This window comes from Azospirillum thiophilum (genome assembly GCF_001305595.1).
Lineage (GTDB): Bacteria > Pseudomonadota > Alphaproteobacteria > Azospirillales > Azospirillaceae > Azospirillum > Azospirillum thiophilum.
The window spans coordinates 112,626-131,487 of record NZ_CP012402.1 but is presented as its reverse complement, the minus strand read 5'-3'; the positions used below and the strand labels follow the sequence as shown (position 1 = coordinate 131,487).

Here is an 18,862-nt window from a genome sequence, read left to right as displayed (position 1 = left end):
GGACCGGCTCCCCTCTCCCGTCCCGGGAGAGGGCGTCATCGCTCCTCCGGCCCACCCTGACCGAAAGAGGGGCGCGGCAATGACCGCAGACATTCTTTTCCAAGTGCTCGTCTCGGGCCTGCTGATCGGGCTGATCTACGCCCTGGTCGCGGTCGGCCTGACGCTGATCTTCGGCGTCATGGACATCGTCAATTTCGCCCATGGCGAGTTCCTGATGCTGGGGATGTATGCCAGCTTCTGGGCCTTCGCGCTGTTCGCCGTCGATCCCATCGTGGCGCTGCCGCTGACGGCACTGCTGCTGTTCGCGGTCGGCGTCATCGTCTACCAGACGGTGATCCGCCGCATCCTGAAGGCGCCGATGCTGTCGCAGATCTTCGCGACCTTCGGCCTGATGATCCTGCTGCGCGGGCTGGCCCAGTTCTTCTGGAAGCCGGACCACCGGCTGATCCCGCACAGCCTTGTCAGCGGCAACATCGCGCTCGGCCCCGTCCAGTTCGGACTGCCGCAGTTCGTCGCGGCGCTGGGGGCGGTCGGCGTCACCGGTGCGCTGTGGCTCTTCCTGCACCGCACCCGGCTGGGCACCGCGCTGGAGGCCACCGCCATCGACCGCGAGGCCGCCACCCTGATGGGCATCGACGGGCAGAAGATGTTCGCTCTCGCCTGGGGCATCGGGGCGGCCTGCGCCGGGCTTGCCGGCGGGCTGATCGCCACCTTCTTCCCGATCTTCCCCGAGGTGGGGTCGAACTTCATCCTGATCGCCTTCGTGGTGGTCGTGCTGGGCGGCTTCGGCAGCGTCACCGGCGCCTTCCTGGCCGGCATCGTCGTCGGGCTGATCGAGGTGCTGGGCGGCTTCCTGATCGGACCGGAATACAAGACCGCCATCGTGCTGTCGCTGCTGCTGATCGTGCTGCTGGTGCGTCCGCGCGGCCTGCTGGGGAAAGCCTGATGACGACCGGAACCAAGCTCCAATCGCAGCCCGCGACGCTGAAGGCCGCAGGCGCTGTCGCCCTTCTCGCCCTGGCCGCGCTGCTGCCGCTGGCCGTGACCGAGCCGTCGCAGCAGAATTTCCTGATCCTGATCCTGATGGGCGCCCAGATGGGCGTCGCCTGGAACATCGTCGGCGGCTATGCCGGGCAGGTTTCGCTGGGCCATGCGGTGTTCTACGGCATCGGCGCCTACACCTCGACCATGCTGCTGCTGACCCTGGGGCTGACGCCCTGGGTGGGGGCGCTGGCCGGCGGGCTGGTGGCAGCGCTGTTCGCGCTCGCCATGGGCTGGCCCTGCTTCCGGCTGAAGGGGCATTATTTCGCGATGGCGACCATCGCGGTGGCCGAGATCATCCAGATCCTGGTGACCAACAGCGAGTTCCTGGAGGGCGCCGTCGGCCTCTACATGCCGATGGACCGCAGCGGCTGGGGCGTGCTGATCTTCCTGTCGAAGCTGCCCTACTATTACGTCATCCTCGGCCTGCTGGTGCTGACGGTGCTGGTGTCCTGGGCGATCGAGCGCAGCCACATCGGCTATTATTTCCGCGCCATCAAGGATGAGCCCGAGGCCGCCCGCGCTCTCGGCGTCAGCCTGACCCGCTACAAGCTGATAGCATTGTCGGTGTCGGCCTTCCTGACCGCGCTCGGCGGGAGCTTCTACGCCCAGAAGGAGATGTTCATCGATCCGGGCTCGGTGTTCGCCACGACGATCTCGATCAAGATCGCGCTGATCGCCATCCTGGGCGGGGTCGGCCGGCTGCTCGGCCCGGTGCTGGGCGCGGTGATCCTGATCACCATCGAGGAATACAGCCGCACCCTGTTCGGCAGCACCGGATCCGGCACCGACATGATCATCTATGCCGCCATGATCATCCTGGTCGCCGTCTTCAGCCCGTCGGGCGTGCTGGGGCTGCTGGGCGATCTGGGGCGCAATCTGCGCCGCCACCTGCCCGGTGCCAAGCAGGCCGAGGTGAAGGCCGAGAAGATGGAGATCCGCCCGTGAACACCGCTCCCCTGCTGGCCGTGGACGGCCTGGGCAAGGCCTTCGACGGTCTGGTCGCCAACCGCGACATTGGCTTCACCGTCCATCACGGCGAGATCATCGGGCTGATCGGCCCCAACGGCGCCGGCAAGACCACCCTGTTCAACTGCCTTGCCGGCTTCCACACCCCCACGACCGGGCGCATCGCCTTCGAAGGCCATGACATCACCGGCTCCACGCCGGAGGCGGCGGCGGCGCTCGGCATCGCCCGGACCTTCCAGATCGTCCGCGTCTTCCATTCGATGACCGCGCTGGAGAATGTCATGGTCGGCGCCATGCTGCGCAACAAGCGGGTGGCCGAGGCGCGCGACCGGGCCGAGCAGGAACTGTCCTTCGTCGGCCTGCTGCACCGGGCCGACACCCCGGCGTCGGACCTGACCGTCTCGGAACAGAAACGGCTGGAGGTCGCCCGCGCGCTCGCCACCGAACCGAAGCTGATCCTGCTGGACGAGGTGATGGCCGGGCTGAACCCGACCGAGGTGCGAGAGGCGTCGGCGCTGGTCCGCCGCATCCACCAGCGCGGCATCGCCAGCATCATCGTCGAGCATGTGATGGAGGGCATCATGCCGATCGCCCACCGGATGCTGGTGCTGGATTACGGGGCCAAGATCGCCGACGGTACCCCGGCGGAGATCGCCGAGAACCCGGCGGTCATCGCCGCCTATCTGGGGGAATGAGACGATGCTTCAACCCATGCTGTCCGAACCCGTCCGCCCCGTACCGGCCGCAGTCCATGGCGAGCCGATGCTCCATGTCCGCAACATCCAGTCCAGCTACCGCCGCGTCCCGGCCATCCGCGACGTCAGCCTCAGCCTGAACCGGGGCGAGATCGTCGCCATCGTCGGCGGCAACGGCAACGGCAAGTCGACCACGCTGCGGGCCGTCGCCGGGCTGAACGCGCTCGACGGCGGGACCATCATGCTGAAGGGGCAGGACATCTCCGCCGTTCCCGCCCATGAGCGGGTGAAGCGCGGGCTGGTGCTGGTGCCGGAAGGCCGCCGCCTGTTCCCGCGCCTGACGGTCGAGCAGAACCTGATGCTGGGCGGCTTCACCACCAGCGATGCGGCCAAACGCGAGCAAACGCTCCAATTCGCCTACGACACCTTCACCGTGCTGGGCGAACGCCGCCGCCAGCAGGCCGGCACTTTGTCGGGCGGCGAACAGCAGATGCTGGCGATGTGCCGCGGCCTGATGAGCCAACCCGACCTGCTGATGCTCGACGAACCCTCCTGGGGCGTCGCGCCCAAGCTGGTGACCCGCATCTTCGAGACCATCCAGTTGATCCGCCAACGCGGCATCACCGTGCTGCTGGTCGAGCAGAACGTCCATCGTGCGCTGGAGATCGCCGACCGCGGCTATGTCATCCAGACCGGCCGCGTCGTGATGGAGGGCAGTGGCCAGGACCTGCTCGGCAACGACGAGGTGCGGCAGGCGTATTTGGGCATGTGAGGGGGGCGGGGGTAGACCCCCTCCCTAACCCTCCCCCGCTCACGCGGGAGAGGGGACTGCCGCCGCCTTTCCGTAAGGCACCCTCTCCCTCGAAGAGGGGGAGGGTTGGGGTGGGGGCAACGCGACGCCAAGGCCTCCACACGAACACCGAACCCCGGACCATTCCCATGATGACCGCCCCCCTCAGTGCCGCCCCCCTCGCCGCCGCCGAACGCCTGCGCATCCGCAGCGGCGCCAACAGCGGCCAGACCGCCGGGCTGGCGCCCGGCCATGTCCAGGCCAACCTCGCCATCCTGCCGGCCGACTGGGCCGGCGACTTCCTGCGCTTCTGCCAGGCCAACCCGCGGCCCTGTCCGCTGCTGGCGGTGTCGGAAGTCGGCGATCCGCGGCTGCCGACGCTCGGCCACGACATCGACATCCGCACCGACGTGCCGCGCTACCGCGTCTACCGCGAGGGTGTGCTGATGGAGGGGCCGACCGACATTCTCGACCTGTGGCGGGACGATTTCGTCGCCTTCCTGATCGGCTGCTCCTTCTCGTTCGAGGAGGCGCTGCTGGCCGACGGGCTGCCGGTGCGCCACATCGCGATGAACCGCAACGTCCCGATGTACGAGACCAACATCCCCTGCGTCGCCGCCGGCCGGTTCGGCGGCACCATGGTGGTGTCGATGCGGCCGATGGTGCCCCGCGACGCGATCCGCGCCATCCAGATCACCTCGCGCTTCCCGTCGGTGCATGGCGCGCCGGTGCATTTCGGCGATCCGGCGGCCATCGGCATCCGCGACATCGCCGACCCCGAGCATGGCGAGGCGGTTCCGATCGAGCCCGGCGAAGTGCCGGTGTTCTGGGCCTGCGGGGTGACGCCACAGGTCGCGATCCGCAACGCCCGCCCGCCGATCGCCATCACCCACAGCCCCGGCGCCATGCTGATCACCGACCTGCTGAACACCCACCTGTCGGTGCTCTGAGCGTCGTCCTCCCGTCCCATCCCCCGCATAACCGGCCGCCGCGCGAGCATCCCGCTGGCGCGGCCACAGTGGAGGCTTGCCCGATGCCGCGCCCGTTTTCCTCCCGCCTGCCGTCGAGTTCCATTCTGGCCGCCGGTCTGCTGACCGTCCTCGCGGCGCCGGCCGCCGCCGACCAGCTGCGCATGGTGGCGCTCAGCTTCCCGCCGCTGATCTACGACGATGGCGGCAAGCCCGCCGGCATCGCCTACGACATCGTGACCGAGGCGATGAAGGCCGCCGGCCACAGTGTCACGGTGGAGATCATGCCCTGGGCCCGCGCGCTCGACACCGTGCGCGACGGCGGGGCGGACGCCGTCTTCACCGCCTACAAGACGCCGGAGCGCGAGCAGTTCCTGAACTACTCCACGCAGGTGCTGGTGCCGCAGGTGGTGTCGCTGTTCGTCGCCAAGGACAGCCCGGTCGGCTTCGACGGCGACCTGTCCAAGCTGGCCGGCCACAGGTTCGGCGTCGTCAACCAGATCAGCTACGGCTCCATCGTCGACGACGCGATCAAGGGCGGCGTGCTGCCGGCGGTGGAAAAGTCGAACGACAGCGACAGCAACGTCAAGAAGCTGCTGTCCGGCCGCTTCGAGGTGATGCCGAGCAACCGCTATGTCGCCCAGTATTTCCTGAAGCAGGCCGGCGCGCTGGACAAGGTGAAGGAGCTGACCCCGGCGGTGCAGGAGATTCCCAGCTACATCGCCTTCACCAAGGCGCGCGACACCACCAAGCTGCGCGACGAGTTCGATGCCGGCGTCGCGGCGATGAAGGCCAGCGGCGCCTACCGGCAGGTGCTGGACAAATACGCGCGCTGACCGTTCCAGACCACCCCCCGAGAGCCCCCGAGAGCCCCCATGAGCGTGACCACCCCGTATCCGGCACCCGTACCGCCGACCCCCACCTTGCGGGCGGCCGGCGACAGCGCCCTGATCGTGGAGTTGGGCGACGGCATCGCCCCCGACCTGAACGCCGCCGTCCACCGGCTCGACCGCCGCATCGCCGGGGCCGGCATCGCCGGGATCGTCGAGACGGTCCCGACCTACCGCTCGATCCTGGTGCAGTTCGACCCGTCGGTGACGACGGCCGACGCGCTGGGCGCCGCGCTGCTGGAGCTGGCCGCCGGGCCGGACGAGGCCGCAACCGGGCCGCAGCTGCGCTGGATCGTCCCGGTCTGCTTCGGCGGCGCCCATGGCGAGGATCTGGACGAGGTGGCACGCCGCTGCGGCCTGTCCAGCGACGAGGTGGTGCGGCTGCATTGCAGCGCCGACTACCGGGTCTACATGCTTGGCTTCTCTCCCGGCTTCGCCTATCTCGGCGGCCTGCCGGAGGTGCTGCACCAGCCCCGGCGGAAGAATCCGCGCATGCACACCCCGGCCGGCAGCGTGATGCAGGGCGGCGCGCAGGCGGCGATCTCCCCCATCGTCATGCCGAGCGGCTGGCATCTGCTGGGGCGGACGCCGGCCCGCACCTTCGACCTGCGGCGCGAACCGCCCTTCCTACTGGCGCCGGGAGACCGCATCCGTTTCACCGCCATCACGGCGGCGGAATTTGACCGGCTGGAGGGGATCGGCGGCTATCTGCCGGATTGCGAGACGGTGGCTTCCCTTGGGGCGTCGGCATCCACCGCCGACGCCGTGATGCAGGGAGCGGCGGCATGACCAGCCATCTGCGCATCCTGGCTCCCGGCCCCAGCTCCACCGTGCAGGACCGCGGGCGGGCGGGCTACCAGCGCTATGGCGTCTCGGTCGCCGGGGCGGCCGACCCGCTGCTGCATGCCGCCGCCAATGCGCTGGCCGGCAATGCACCGGGGGACGGGGCGGTGGAGTTCACCCTGGCCGGCGACAGCATCGCGGTGGAGGGCGGGCCGGTGCGCATCGCGGTCGCCGCCGACGCCGCCCTGACGGTGGACGGCGAGCCGGTCCCGGCCTGGACCAGCCTGCGCCTGACCGACGGCCAGACCCTGCGCATTGGCGCGTTGCGCAGTGGCATGCGCGGCTATTGGGCGGTGGAGGGCGGCTTCGCCCTGCAGCCGGTGCTGGGCAGCGTCGCCACCCACATACGCAGCCGCATGGGCGGGCTGGACGGCACCGCCCTGAAGGCGGGGGACCGGCTGCCGCTGCGGCTCGACCAGGCGGCCGACCGGGGGGAACGCTGCCTCGACCCGTCGCTGTTGCCGGCGCGCGGCGGGACGTTGCGGGTCATGCTGGGGCCGCAGCAGGAGTATTTCACCAAGGCCGGGATCGGGGCCTTCCTGGAGGAGGACTATGCCGTCAGCCATGAGGCCGACCGCATGGGCTGCCGGCTCGACGGCCCGGTGATCGAGCATGCCCGGGGGTTCAACATCACCTCGGATGGCATCCCGCTCGGCGCCGTCCAGGTGCCGGGGACCGGCCGGCCCATCGTGCTGCTCGCCGACCGCCAGACCACCGGCGGCTATCCCAAGATCGCCTGCGTCGTCGGGCCGGACGTCGCGGCGCTGGCGCAGATGCGGCCCGGCGACCGGCTGCGCTTCGCCGCCGTCGATGCGGCGGAGGCCGCCCGCATCCAGGCCCGTCACCGCCAGACGCTGGAGGCGCTTCCCGGCCTGCTGCAATCGGCCGGCGGCTTCGCGCTGTACGACAGCGCGCGGCTGCTCGGCTTCAACCTGATCGGCGGCGCCGTCACCGGCTGGGACTGACGCCGGTCCGGCCCTTCTTCCGACCTGCCCTCTCAAATCGCCATGGAGTGGACCTGATGCTGCAGCGTGTGGGCCGTACCCTTGCCATGCGTGTCGTCGTTCCGATCGCGCTGATGGTGACCGTCATCAGCTGGACCGGCATCGCCGCCGTCGTCACCATGAACCGCGAGGATGCCCGCACCGCCCTGGAGGACAGAGCCGCCGTCACCGTCCTGGTGATCGCCGGTGGGCTGGCCGAGCCATTATGGAACGTCGATCAGGACTCCGCCGCGGCGCAACTGGCGGCGCTCGCCAACGACCCGGATTTCGTCGGCAGCCGCGTGCTCGACCCGAAGGGGGAGGTCTTCGCCAGGAGCGGCGACGTGTCGGCAGCCGATCCGGCCCTGCTGGTCCGCCGCGCCGACATCCTGCGCAAGGCCGGCGCCCGGACCGACCGGCTGGGCGCGGTGGAACTGCACCTGTCGCCCCGCCGGGCCGAACGGCAGGCGACGGAACGGGCGTGGCTGCTGGCTGGCGGCGGGTTGGCGGCACTGGTTGCGCTGTGCGGCGTGCTGTTCCTGATGGTGCGCGGCGCCACCCGCCCCATCGTCCGGCTGACCACGGTGATGACGCGGCTGGCCGACGGTGACGGTGCCGTCGAGGTGCCGTCGCGGGAGCGACGCGACGAGATCGGCCGGATGGCCGCCGCCGTCCAGGTCTTCAAGGAGCAGGGAGCCGCCAAGCAGCGGCTGGAGGCCGAACAGGTGGAACTGCGCCGCCGCTCCGACGCCGAGCGCCATGCCGCGATCGCCGCCGTCGCCGACGATTTCGAGCGGCGCGTCGGCTCCACCCTCGCCGAGGCCCTGCGCACCACCGGCGGCATGGGCGATGCGACCCGCGGCCTTGCCGGCATGGCGGAGCAGAACGGGCAGGTCAGCCGGCAGGCCGCCGGCAACGCCGCGGCGGTCGATGCCTCGGTCGACGGCATGGCCGCCGCGGTGGATGAGCTGGTGGCCTCGATCCGCGAGATCTCGGTCCAGGCCCAGCAGTCGCAGTCCATCGCCGACGAGGCGTCGCGCCGCGCCGCCCGGGCGACCGACCGGGTTTCGGGACTGGTCCAGGCTTCCGACCGGGTGTCGGCGGTGGTGACGCTGATCAACGCCATCGCCAAGCAGACCAACCTGCTGGCGCTGAACGCCACCATCGAGGCGGCGCGGGCCGGCGAGGCGGGCAAGGGCTTCGCCGTGGTGGCGGGCGAGGTGAAGGCGCTGGCGACCCAGACCGCCAGGGCGACCGAGGAGATCGAGACGCAGATCCGGGCCATCCAGGACTCCACCGGGTCGGCGGCCGGCGAGATCGTCGAGATCGCCCGCGTCGTCCACGACCTCAGCGAGATCAGCGCCTCCATCGCCGCGGCGGTGGAGGAGCAGAACGCCGCAACCGGCGAGATCGGCCGCGGCGTGACCGAGGCGGCGCAGGGCGTGCGGGCGCTGCTGGGCGACGTCAACGCGACGTCTGACACCGCGGGGCGGACCGGCGAGGCCTCGCACCGGCTGGAGGGGGCGGCGGGCGACCTTGGCGGCCAGATGGACAGGCTGCGCAGCGAGGTTGCCGGCTTCATCCGCTCTCTGCGACAGTCCGATGCGGCGTGAGCGGGAAGCCGCCGGCCCGAACAGACCAGACCAACCCTTGAGAGAGATCATGCCGACCATCGATCTGAACTGCGACATGGGCGAGGGGTACGGCGCCTGGAGCATGGGCGACGACCGGGCGATGCTGGACATCGTCACCTCCGCCAACATCGCCTGCGGCTTCCATGCCGGCGACCCCACCATCATGGCCGACACCGCGAGGCTGGCCGGGGAGAAGGGCGTGCGGATCGGCGCCCATCCGGGCTTCGAGGACCGCGCCGGCTTCGGCCGCCGCGTCATTCGTGGGCTGAGCGCCGCCGAGGTCGAGCGGCTGGTGGCATATCAGGTGGGGGCGCTCCAGGCCTGCGCCGCCCTGTCCGGGCAGCGCGTGACCCATGTGAAGCCGCACGGCGCCCTCTACAACATGGCGGCGGTCGAGCCGGATCCGGCCGGAGCCATCGCCCGCGCGGTGAAGGCGGTGGACCCCGCCCTGCTGCTGGTCGTGCCGCCGCTGAGCGCCATGGAGCGCGCCGGCGAGGCCGCCGGCCTGCGCATCGCCCGCGAGGCCTTCGCCGACCGGACCTATGAGGATGACGGCACCCTGACCCCGCGCACCGTCGCCGGGTCGGTGATCCACGACCCGGATCTGGCGGCGGCGCGGGTGGTGCGGATGGTGCTGGATGGCGCGGTCGAAAGCCGCCACGGCACCCGCCTGCCCATCGTCGCCGACACCATCTGCGTCCATGGCGACACCCCGACCGCCGTCGCCATGGCCGCGGCCGTGCGCCATGCGCTGGAACGGGCCGGCGTGGCTGTGCGGGCGCCCGCCTGACGGGAGAGGGTCGGAGCGCCGCCCGGCTTCGCGCGGCGGGCGAATGTCTGGGTGTTTTTGCGTCGCAACACGCAAAGTCCAGGTCACAGTTTTGTCAGATTTTTAGACGAACATCCCTCAAACACGAAAGGATACACAGGGGCGGTATCGACGGAATGGATAGTCGACCCCCGACCAACCAGCACAGGTCTTGCCATGCAACGACGAATTTCCATGCCTATTCTGGCGGCAATGGCGATTGTTTCGGCCGGCGAGGCGTCCGCTGATATTCTCTACACGAAAGGTAGCGTTTCGGATCGCCGGCATTTCTTGCAGGTCGATGTGTCCTGGGGCGAGCTGGAGATCGGGCAGACCGATGGGGCGCGCAACCGGCTGGTGGCGGCGGGGGCGATGCCGCTGGCGGCCGGGGCCGGGAACAGCACGGCGAAGCTGACCTACTACACGCCGCCGCTGCGTGGCTTCGAGGTGGGAGCGAGCTACACGCCGCTGCCGCGCGGCAACGCCGACCTGCCCGACCCGCGCGAGGCGCTGCATCTGGTCGAGGCGGCGATCCGCAAGACCGTCACGCTCGGCGGCGTCAATGCCCGGCTGACCGCCGGGACCAGCCGGGCGCGGGTGCGCAGCGACAGCCGGCGCCTGCCGCGTCAATCCTGGATCCTCGGCACCCGCTTCGCATGGCAGAGCGTGACGCTGGACGGCGACCTGCGCCGGCAGCAGGAGGCCGACGGCGTTTCCGTCCGCAGCCTGAACGCGGCGCTGGCCTATGGCCGTGGCGACATGACGCTGTCGCTGCGGGTGCGGCGGACGGCGCCCGAGGGTGCGGCGGCGAGCGACCATTACCTTGCCGACCTGTCCTATGCCATCACGCCGCGTTGGCAGGTGATGGCCGACACCGATTTCGACGGCGCCGCCGAGTCCATGGGGGCGGTGGTCAAGGTCGGCGCGCGCCTGCAGTTCTGAGCGGACCGGCCGGTCCGCGCCCCGACAAGGCTGCCGCCAGCAGGGCCGCCGCTGCGTCCACCTCCTCCGCCGTCGTGCCGCGGCCGAGGCCGAAGCGCAGGCTGGCATGGGCATCCGCCGCCGGGAGGCCCAGCGCCAGCAGGACATGCGACGGCTCGCCCGCGGCGCTGTGGCAGGCGGAACCGGTCGAGGCGGCAAGCTCCGGCAGATCCAGCAGCCGGTCGGCGGCGTCGATGCCGGGGATCGTCACGTTGAGGCAGCCGGCCAGCCCATCGGCGGCGCCATTGCGGCGGAGGCCGGGCAGGCGGTCGCCCAGCAGGTCATGCAGCCGGTCCCACAGCCGGTCGCGCAAGCCGGCGATGCGCCGCGCATCCTCCTCCCGCCGCTCCCGCGCCAGCCGGCAGGCGATGCCCAGCCCGACGCAGAGCGGCGTCGGCAGCGTTCCTCCGCGCAGCCCGCGCTGCTGCCCGCCGCCGGCCGATCCGCCGGCAGAGGCCGGCACCGGCCGGAAGGGCGGGCGGACGACCAGGGCGCCGATGCCCATCGGCCCGTACAGCTTGTGCCCCGACAGGCTGAGCCCGTGGAGGCCGAGAGCCGGCATGTCGAGCGCCAGCGTGCCCAGTGCCTGCACCGCGTCGCTGTGGATCGTCGCGCCATGGCAGGCCGCGACCGCCGCAAGCTCCGCCAGCGGCTGGATCGTTCCGACCTCGTTGTTGGCGGCCATCACCGACACCAGCGCCGGTTTGCCGAGGCTGGACAGATGACGCTCCAGTTCGGCGGGATCGACCCGTCCCGTCCCGTCCACCGGCAGGACCGCGACCGGATGGCCGCGCCGCCGCAACTCCGGCAGGCAGGCCAGCTCGCTCGCATGCTCCACCGCCGAGACGATGCAGCCGCCCTCCGGCGGTACGCCGCCCAGCAGGGCGAGCGCGTTCGCCTCCGTCGCGCCGGAGGTGAAGACCACCTCGCCCGGCCGCGCCCCGACCAGGGCCGCGACCTCCGCCCGCGCCTCTTCGACGGCGTCGGCGGCACGCCAGCCGGCCCGGTGGGCGGCATGCGGGTTGCCCGCCGCCTCCGGCCGCATCCAGGGCAGCATCGCCTCCAGCACCAGCGGATCGAGCGGCGTCGAGGCCAGATGGTCGAGATAGATCATGACGCAGTATCGCGCCGGCGGACGCGGAAGGGGAGGCCCTTCCTCGTCGCGCCGGTCCGCTTGTCGCGCCGGTCTATTGTGCCGGCTGCTGCGGGGCCGGCCGCTCGGCCGATTGCGCGGTGCCGGCGCCGCTGACGCGCCAGACGGCATTGCCGACGTCGTCGGCGACCAGCAGGGCGCCCTTTGCATCCAGCGTCACGCCGACCGGACGGCCCTGGGCATTGCCGTCCTTGTCGAGGAAGCCGGTCAGCACGTCGACCGGCTCGCCGGACGGACGGCCGTCGCGGAAGGGAACGAAGATCACCTTGTAGCCGCTGGGCGGATTGCGGTTCCATGAGCCGTGCTGGCCGATGAACACGCCCTCGGTCAGGCCCGGCGGCAGCGCGCCCGGCCGGGAGAAGGCCAGCCCGAGCGAGGCGGTGTGCGGCCCCAGCGCATAGTCGGGCGGGATCGCCTTGGCGACCAGATCGGGCCGCTGCGGCTCGACCCGGCTGTCGACATGCTGGCCGTAATAGCTGTAGGGCCAGCCGTAGAAGCCGCCGTCCTTCACCGAGGTCATGTAGTCGGGCACAAGGTCGCTGCCGATCTCGTCCCGTTCGTTGACGGCGGTCCACAGCGCCCCGCCGGTCGGCTCCCAATCCATGCCGTTGGGATTGCGCAGGCCGGAGGCGAAGATGCGGTGCGACCGGGTCTTCAGGTCGATTTCCCAGATGGCGGCGCGGCCCTGCTCGGCCTCGATGCCGTTTTCGGCGACGTTGCTGTTGGAACCGACGGTGGCGTAGAGCTTGGAGCCGTCGCGGCTGGCGACGATGTTCTTGGTCCAATGGTGGTTCAGCGGCCCGCCGGGCAGGTCGACCACCCTCTCCGGCCGGGCGGTGGCCTTGGTGTCGCCCTCGCGGTAGGGGACTTTCACCACCGCGTCGGTGTCGGCGATGTAGAGGTCGCTGCCGACCAGCGCCATGCCGAAGGGCGAGTTCAACCCTTCCAGGAAGGGTTCGCGGACGTCTGCCTTGCCGTCGCCGTCGCTGTCGCGCAGCAGGGTGATGCGGTTGGCGCTGGGCGTGGTTGCCCCGGCCTTGCCCATCACCAGCCCCATGACCCATCCCTTGATGCCCTTGCCGTCCTCCGGCTTGGGCGGGGCGTTGGTCTCCGCCACCAGCACGTCGCCGTTCGGCAGGCTCAGCAGCCAGCGCGGATGATCCAGCCCGGTGGCGAAGGCGGTCACGCTCAACCCTTGGGCCGCCGCCGGCTGTACGCCTTGCGGCCAGCCGACGGCGTCGGCGATGTCGACCGTCGGGATCAGCGTGGATTTCGGTTCCGGCAGGGTCGGGTTGGGGCCGGTGCCGGCCGCGACCGGCAGCGTCGCCTGCTCGCTGCAACCGGCGAGCGGAAGCGCGACGACCGCCGCGGACAGCATGAGGGCGAGCCGTGTGGTGGTACGCATGCGCCGGATTCCCGCTTTTGTGTGGCCGAAGGGGCCTCCCCACGCCAACCCGGGCGGCACCGGTTGGTTCCCATGGCCTGGCCTTCAGGAACTCGGCATTTCAGCGGGGGCGGGATGCGGCGTCGAGCCGGTGGTGCCGGCCGCCGCGGTGGCAGAGCTCCTCGAGATCGACCCCCACCCCGTGGCGGCGCAGCACGCTCTGGGCATAGACCGTATAGAGCCGGGCCAGTGCGGTGGCGCCGTCCTGTGCCGCCATCTCGCCACGCGCATGGGCTGCGCCCACCGCCTGTTCGACTTCGGCAATCGCTCGGCGTATCGCCGCTGGATCGATCATCATCGCTCCACGACCGGGGGGGGGCGGACAGGGGGTAAGGCGATGTCGCAAGGCGGAAAGGGACGATAGGCCCGCTGGCTTTCCGGCCGGACGGCTGGATCATACCGATAATCAGGGTCTTTTACAATCGGTGGCGCGTTACAATATTTTCACCCACAACGATCGCAAGGCGCACATCAGGAACGTCTTGCAGCCGACGACTGCAATGCCCGCAGGTCCGCCGCCAATGCGGCGGCGAGCCGACCGCCGTCGCACAGCGGTCCGGCGGCCATCCGAGCGCGCAGGGTGCGGCGCAGATCCGCCAGCCGCTGCGGCGCCGATGCCCAGGCGACGGCGCGCTCCACATAGTCGGCCGGATCGGCGGCGATGCAGCCCTCCACCCCCGCCACGGTCAGGAAGGCCAGCGAATGGCGGCTGGAGAAGGTCTCCCCCGGCAGGGTGACGACCGGCACCCCCATCCACAGGGTTTCCAGCGTCGTCGTGCTGCCGGAGAAGGGGAAGGGGTCGAGGGCCACGTCGACCGAGCCGCAATGGCGCATATGGTCCAGGCTGCTGCTGCCGCCGACCATCGTCACACGGTCCGGTTCGATGCCGGCGGCGGCCAGCCGGCCGCGCCACAGGGCGGCGGTGACCGGGCAGGACAAGGCCTTGGTCTTCATCAGCAGGCGCGACCCCGGCAGCCGGCCGAGGATCGCCGCCCAGGCCGCCAGCACCGCGTCGTTCAGCTTGGTCAGGATGTTGAAGGACCCGAAGGTGACGGGGCCGCCGGACAGGCTGGGCGGCTGGGTCAGCGGCAGCGCCTCCCCGTCGCCCGGCGGCTCGAAGGCGATGAAGGCGTCGGGCATGCGCAGCACCCGCTCCGCATAGAACGCCTCCATGCCGTCTGGCACATGGTGGCGGTCGGCGACCAGCGCATCCATGGCGGCAAGGCCGGTGGTCGCCATGTAGCCCGCCCAGGCGACCTGCAGCGGCGCCGGCTTGCGCGCGAACACGCCGGGCCGGCCGCGGGCGTTGTGGCCGGCCAGATCGATCAGGATGTCGGGCCGGTCGTGGCGGATCCGCGCCGCCACCTCCCCGTCAGGCAGGCCGGCGACCGGGATCCAGCGCGCCGCCGCCTTGCGGAAGCGCGCGGTCACGTCGTCGGCCTCGGTCTGGTTGGCATAGAGCAGCAGGCGGATGTCCTGGGCGGGCAGCGCCTCCACCGTGCGCAGCGCGAACAGGCCGGCGGGGTGGCGGCGGAAGTCGCCGGACAGGATGGCGACGGTGAGCGGTCCTTTCGCGGCGGCGACGGCGGCGGTGGACCGGCCGGGCTTGGCCCAGCGCCCGCGGTGCGGCGCCCCATGCGCGGCGTCCCAGGCGCGATGGGCCTCCAGCACCGCAGCGAGCGTCACCCCCGGCCGGAACAGCCGGAGATAGGCGAGGTTGGAGCGCACGTCGGCCAGACCGGGGTCGAGCGCCAGCGCCCGCCGGTTCCCGGCCTCCGCCGCGTCGAGCAGCCCCTGGGTCTGGCGCACCAGGGCCAGGTTGGCATGCGCCTGCGCCAGCGCCGGGTTCCAGGCCAGCGCCGCGGCATAGGTGCTGGCGGCGGCGTCCAGCCGGCCGGCGCGCTGGCGTATCTCGGCCAGCCGCAGCAGCGCGTCGGCCAGTTCCGGCCGGGACGCCACGGCATGGCGGGCGGCGCGCTCCGCCGCGTCGGGCTTTCCCAGGGCCAGCAGGGCCGCCGCCCGGTTGGCCAGCGCCGGGGCATGGTCGGGACGCAGCGCCAGTGCGCGGGCCAGCGCCGCCGCCGCGTCCGCCGGCCGTTCCAGCGCCAGCAGCAGCGAGCCGCGGTTGGCATGGGCCTCGACGAAAGCGGGATCGTCGGTGATGGCGGCACGGTAGGCGTCGTCGGCATCGGCCCGGCGGTCGAGCGCCGCCAGCACGTTGCCCAGGTTGAAGCGGGCCTTGGCATAGCCCGGCCGCCGCGCCGCCGCCTGCCGGAAGGCGGTCGCCGCCTCCTCCAGCCGGCCGAGCGCCTCCAGCGCGTTGCCGAGATTGTAGAGCGCCTGGGCGAATTCGGGCCGCAGCCGGATCGCCTGCCGGTGGGCGGCCACCGCCTCCTCGTGGCGGCCGAGCGCCTTCAGCGCGCTGCCGAGATTGTCGTGATAGTCGGCGACCCGGTGGCTGGCCTGGATGGCGGTGCGGATCAGAGCGGCAGCGCGGTCGGGCTGGCCCGACTGCAGATGGACCACCCCCAGCAGATGGGAGGCGTCGGCATGGCCGGGCACGGCGTCGAGCACGGCATGGTAGAGCGCCGCCGCCTCGGCCAGCCGGCCGGCCTGATGATGCGCCAGCGCGGCGCTCAGCGCTTCCTGGATCGTCGCCATGACGACCGTCATAGCTGTTGGCCGCGGCCCGCGCCAGCGCTTTCCCGGACCTATGCCGGGTGGGTGCCGCCGGGCCTGCGCCGGGTCCGCGGGAGGGCCGGCCGGTTTTCAGCACTTGACCCGGCGGGCCGGGGCGGTCAGCTTGCCGCCCGTATTGGAGATCCGGCCGAAGTCCATGAACCGACTGCAACGGTACCTGTTCCGCAACCTGCTGATCGCCACCCTCTATTCGACGGCCGGCCTGACGCTGACCATCTGGCTCAGCCAGTCGCTGCGCCTGATCGAGATCGTGGTCAGCGCCGGCGCGCCGATGGGGATGTTCCTGTGGCTGCTGCTGCTGACGGTGCCGACCTTCCTCGGCATCGTGCTGCCGCTGGCCCTGGTCGGCGCCATCCTGTTCACCTACAACAAGATGGCGGCCGACAGCGAGCTGGTGGTGATGCGCGCGGCCGGCGTCGGGCCGCTGTCGCTGTCGCAGCCGGCGCTGGTGCTGGCTGCGGGGGTGATGGTCGTCGTCTATGTGCTGAACGTCTGGATCACCCCGTCCGCCCATCGCGAACTGGTGCGCATGGAATACACGGTGCGCAGCGACTATTCGCAGCTGTTCCTGCGCGAGGGCGTGTTCAACGAGGTCGGCGACCAGTTCAGCGTCTTCCTGCGCGACCGCGATTCGGACGGCAACCTGCACAAGGTGCTGATCCATGACGGCCGCCTGCCGGACAAGCCGGTGACGATCATGGGCGACCGCGCCGTGATGCAGACCGGGCCGGAGGGCACGCGCTTCGTCGTCTATGACGGCAACCGGCAGGAGCTGGACCGCAAGACCAACCGGCTGTCGCAGCTGTTCTTCGACCGCTATGCCGTCGACCTGAAGGCGGTGGCGCCGCAGGCGGCCGAACGCTGGCCCGATGCGCGGGAGCGCACCACCGCGGAGCTGATGGACGGCAATGTCCCGGCCCAGGACGACCGCATGCGCCGCGGCCTGATCGCCGAGCTGCACCACCGCTTCTCCTCGCCGCTGCTGGCTCTGTCCTATGCGCTGGTGGCGCTGGCGGCGCTGCTGTCGGGCGAGTTCAACCGGCGTGGCCAATCCTCGCGCGTCACCATCGCCGTGCTGCTGGTGATGGGGTTGCAGGCCGGGGCGCTCGGGCTGACCAGCCTGGCCGGCAAGGCGACCGTCTTCGTGCCGCTGATGTACGCCATGCCGCTGGTGGTGCTGCTGCCGGCCCTGTGGGTGATGTCGCGCGGGCTGATGCTGCGGCCCGGACGCGGGCAGGACCAATCCGGGCAGGATACCCCCGGAAATGGTGACGGGAATGGGGCGGGGAGCGGCGCCGCTACGGCCGGGACGCGATGACCCGCATCCTCTTCATCACCTCCAACCGGCTGGGCGATGCGGTGCTGTCGACCGGGCTGCTCGGCCACCTGACCGAGACCTGTCCGGGGGCGAGGCTGACCATCGCCTGCGGGCCGCTGCCGGCCCCGTTGTTCCGCTCGGTGCCCGGGCTGGAGCGGCTGATCCCGATGCCGAAGCGGTCCTACGCCCGGCACTGGCTGCGGCTGTGGCTGGACTGCGTGACGACGCGCTGGGATCTGGTGGTCGATCTGCGCAACTCGGCGGTCGGGCGGCTGGTGCCGGCGCGCCGGCGGGTCTTCCACGCCAAGGCGGCCCGTCCAATGCACAAGGTGGAGGAGAATGCAGCGGTGCTGGGCCTGTCGCCGCCACCGGCCCCGCGCCTGTGGATCGACGCCGCGGCGCGGGCGGAGGCCGACGCCCTGATCCCCGCCGGCACCGGCCCGTTCCTGGCCATCGGCCCGACCGCCAACTGGCTGGGCAAGGAGTGGCCGGCCGACCGCTTCGCCCGGCTGGCCTCACGGCTGACCGGGCCGGATGGTCCGCTGGCGGGTGCGCGGGTGGCGGTGCTGGCCGCCGGGCCGGAGCGGGAGCGGGCGCGTCCGCTGCTCGACGCGCTGGGGCCGCGGGCCATCGACCTGACCGGCCGCACCGATCCCATGGCCGCCGCCGCCTGCCTGGAACGCGCGGCGCTCTATGTCGGCAACGACAGCGGGCTGATGCACATCGCGGCGGCGGCCGGGGTGCCGACCGTCGGGCTGTTCGGCCCCGGCTATCCCGCCATCTACGGCCCCTGGGGGCCGCATGGCCGGGCGGTGACCGGCAGCGTCCCCCAGGCGGAGCTGTTGGCCCGCGTCGCCGCGGATCCCGACGCCCGCGGCCTGATGGACGGCATCGGCGAGGACGGCGTGGCGAAGGCCGCCCTCTCCCTTCTGCCGAATCGCATAGGACGTGTGACCAGTTTGCGTCAGGGCTGACCGCGAGGGTCGACACGTCCCCGTCGCGTTGACAAAGCCGGCCGGATAACCGACACTTCGCAAGCAACGCAAGGGGCAGGTACGCCCCGACCGGATGGGTTTTCCCCCGAGGGTTTGGAATGAAGCCGACTCCCACCTACGCCAACAAGCCGACCTCGGACAATCCGCGCGACGTCGAGGCATGGGCATTGGCGGAGGCGGCGCGACGCATCATCGCCGCCAGCCATGCCAAGGACGAGAATGCCTACCGCGAGGCTTTGCAGCTGAATCAGCGGCTGTGGACCATCTTCCAGGCGGCGATCACCGAAGAGGATTGCGGCCATCCGCCGGAGGTGCGGACGAACATCGCGGCCTTGTCGCTGCTGGTCGACCGCGAGACGACCAGCCGTCTGGTCGATCTCGATTTCTCCAAGATCGACACGCTGGTCAACATCAACCGCAACGTCGCCAGCGGACTGACCGCCCAGGGCGAGTTCATCGCTGCCCAGCAGGCGACCCAGCCGCCGCCGCCGGCCCCGGGCCAGCCCGCCGGCATGCGCCCGGCTGTGCCGCCGCGCCCGATGGGCCAGTCCGACGCGCCGCCGGTCAACCGCGAATCCCTGCGCATCTCGATCTGACCGGGCTTTCCCATCCATCGGGATTTCACGAAGGCCGGCGCTCCGCGGAGCGCC

Annotated in this window: 18 protein-coding genes and 1 pseudogene; 15 read left to right on the top strand and 4 right to left on the bottom strand. The window is 71.3% G+C overall.

The window, feature by feature from the left end:
* Positions 1-79 precede the first annotated feature (79 nt).
* The 12 genes and pseudogenes from AL072_RS14555 (at position 80) to AL072_RS14505 (ending at position 10,563) form a co-directional block, all read left to right on the top strand.
* Positions 80-946: a branched-chain amino acid ABC transporter permease gene (locus AL072_RS14555; protein ID WP_045586083.1), complete on the top strand. Its 867-nt coding sequence runs from the start codon at positions 80-82 to the stop codon at positions 944-946.
* Entirely contained in the window at positions 946-1,989 is a 1,044-nt protein-coding gene (locus tag AL072_RS14550) for a branched-chain amino acid ABC transporter permease (protein WP_045586082.1), read from the top strand. Before AL072_RS14555 ends, AL072_RS14550 begins: the two co-directional genes overlap by 1 nt.
* Positions 1,986-2,705 (top strand): ABC transporter ATP-binding protein, encoded by a 720-nt coding sequence (locus AL072_RS14545; RefSeq protein ID WP_200909860.1) that lies wholly within the window; start codon positions 1,986-1,988, stop codon positions 2,703-2,705. Before AL072_RS14550 ends, AL072_RS14545 begins: the two co-directional genes overlap by 4 nt.
* Positions 2,706-2,709: 4 nt before the next feature.
* On the top strand, positions 2,710-3,477 hold the full coding sequence (locus AL072_RS14540) for an ABC transporter ATP-binding protein (RefSeq protein ID WP_245636869.1): 768 nt from the start codon (positions 2,710-2,712) through the stop codon (positions 3,475-3,477).
* A 167-nt stretch (positions 3,478-3,644) separates the two neighbouring features.
* Positions 3,645-4,445, top strand: coding sequence for a putative hydro-lyase (locus AL072_RS14535; protein WP_082109420.1), 801 nt, complete (start codon positions 3,645-3,647; stop codon positions 4,443-4,445).
* Positions 4,446-4,528: 83 nt separating this feature from the next.
* Complete coding sequence (locus AL072_RS14530; protein ID WP_052710478.1) at positions 4,529-5,299, top strand: substrate-binding periplasmic protein; 771 nt, start codon at positions 4,529-4,531, stop codon at positions 5,297-5,299.
* A 39-nt stretch (positions 5,300-5,338) separates the two neighbouring features.
* A complete protein-coding gene (pxpB, locus tag AL072_RS14525) occupies positions 5,339-6,142 on the top strand; it encodes a 5-oxoprolinase subunit PxpB (protein ID WP_063840408.1) in 804 nt (267 codons plus the stop codon).
* Positions 6,139-7,161 (top strand): 5-oxoprolinase subunit C family protein, encoded by a 1,023-nt coding sequence (locus tag AL072_RS14520; protein ID WP_045586081.1) that lies wholly within the window; start codon positions 6,139-6,141, stop codon positions 7,159-7,161. Before pxpB ends, AL072_RS14520 begins: the two co-directional genes overlap by 4 nt.
* A gap of 56 nt (positions 7,162-7,217) precedes the next feature.
* Positions 7,218-7,805: pseudogene (locus AL072_RS36285) on the top strand (methyl-accepting chemotaxis protein); the annotation flags it as partial.
* Between the two features lie 33 nt (positions 7,806-7,838).
* Positions 7,839-8,792, top strand: coding sequence for a methyl-accepting chemotaxis protein (locus tag AL072_RS36280; RefSeq protein ID WP_425388604.1), 954 nt, complete (start codon positions 7,839-7,841; stop codon positions 8,790-8,792).
* Positions 8,793-8,841: 49 nt separating this feature from the next.
* Complete coding sequence (locus tag AL072_RS14510; protein WP_045586079.1) at positions 8,842-9,603, top strand: LamB/YcsF family protein; 762 nt, start codon at positions 8,842-8,844, stop codon at positions 9,601-9,603.
* A 309-nt stretch (positions 9,604-9,912) separates the two neighbouring features.
* Positions 9,913-10,563: a porin gene (locus AL072_RS14505; RefSeq protein WP_045586078.1), complete on the top strand. Its 651-nt coding sequence runs from the start codon at positions 9,913-9,915 to the stop codon at positions 10,561-10,563.
* Here the strand turns inward: AL072_RS14505 and AL072_RS14500 are convergent.
* The 4 genes from AL072_RS14500 to AL072_RS14485 all read right to left on the bottom strand — a co-directional run bounded on the left by AL072_RS14500 (position 10,535) and on the right by AL072_RS14485 (position 15,860).
* Positions 10,535-11,716, bottom strand: a complete 1,182-nt coding sequence (locus tag AL072_RS14500; protein WP_045586077.1) for a cysteine desulfurase family protein — start codon at positions 11,714-11,716, stop codon at positions 10,535-10,537. The genes AL072_RS14505 and AL072_RS14500 overlap by 29 nt on opposite strands.
* Positions 11,717-11,789: 73 nt before the next feature.
* Positions 11,790-13,160 (bottom strand): PQQ-dependent sugar dehydrogenase, encoded by a 1,371-nt coding sequence (locus AL072_RS14495; protein ID WP_045586076.1) that lies wholly within the window; start codon positions 13,158-13,160, stop codon positions 11,790-11,792.
* Between the two features lie 100 nt (positions 13,161-13,260).
* Positions 13,261-13,443, bottom strand: a complete 183-nt coding sequence (locus tag AL072_RS14490) for a hypothetical protein (protein ID WP_245636868.1) — start codon at positions 13,441-13,443, stop codon at positions 13,261-13,263.
* 227 nt (positions 13,444-13,670) lie between these two features.
* Positions 13,671-15,860, bottom strand: coding sequence for an O-linked N-acetylglucosamine transferase, SPINDLY family protein (locus AL072_RS14485; protein WP_245636867.1), 2,190 nt, complete (start codon positions 15,858-15,860; stop codon positions 13,671-13,673).
* 175 nt (positions 15,861-16,035) lie between these two features.
* Here AL072_RS14485 and lptF point away from each other — a divergent pair, with 175 nt between their 5' ends.
* The 3 genes from lptF to AL072_RS14470 all read left to right on the top strand — a co-directional run bounded on the left by lptF (position 16,036) and on the right by AL072_RS14470 (position 18,808).
* The gene (lptF, locus tag AL072_RS14480; RefSeq protein ID WP_045586073.1) at positions 16,036-17,217 is read left to right on the top strand and encodes an LPS export ABC transporter permease LptF; all 1,182 of its coding nucleotides are present in this window, start codon (positions 16,036-16,038) and stop codon (positions 17,215-17,217) included.
* Positions 17,214-18,191: a glycosyltransferase family 9 protein gene (locus AL072_RS14475; protein WP_045586072.1), complete on the top strand. Its 978-nt coding sequence runs from the start codon at positions 17,214-17,216 to the stop codon at positions 18,189-18,191. The genes lptF and AL072_RS14475 overlap by 4 nt, the downstream gene beginning before the upstream one ends.
* A gap of 119 nt (positions 18,192-18,310) precedes the next feature.
* The gene (locus AL072_RS14470; protein ID WP_045586071.1) at positions 18,311-18,808 is read left to right on the top strand and encodes a flagellar biosynthesis regulator FlaF; all 498 of its coding nucleotides are present in this window, start codon (positions 18,311-18,313) and stop codon (positions 18,806-18,808) included.
* Positions 18,809-18,862 lie beyond the last annotated feature (54 nt).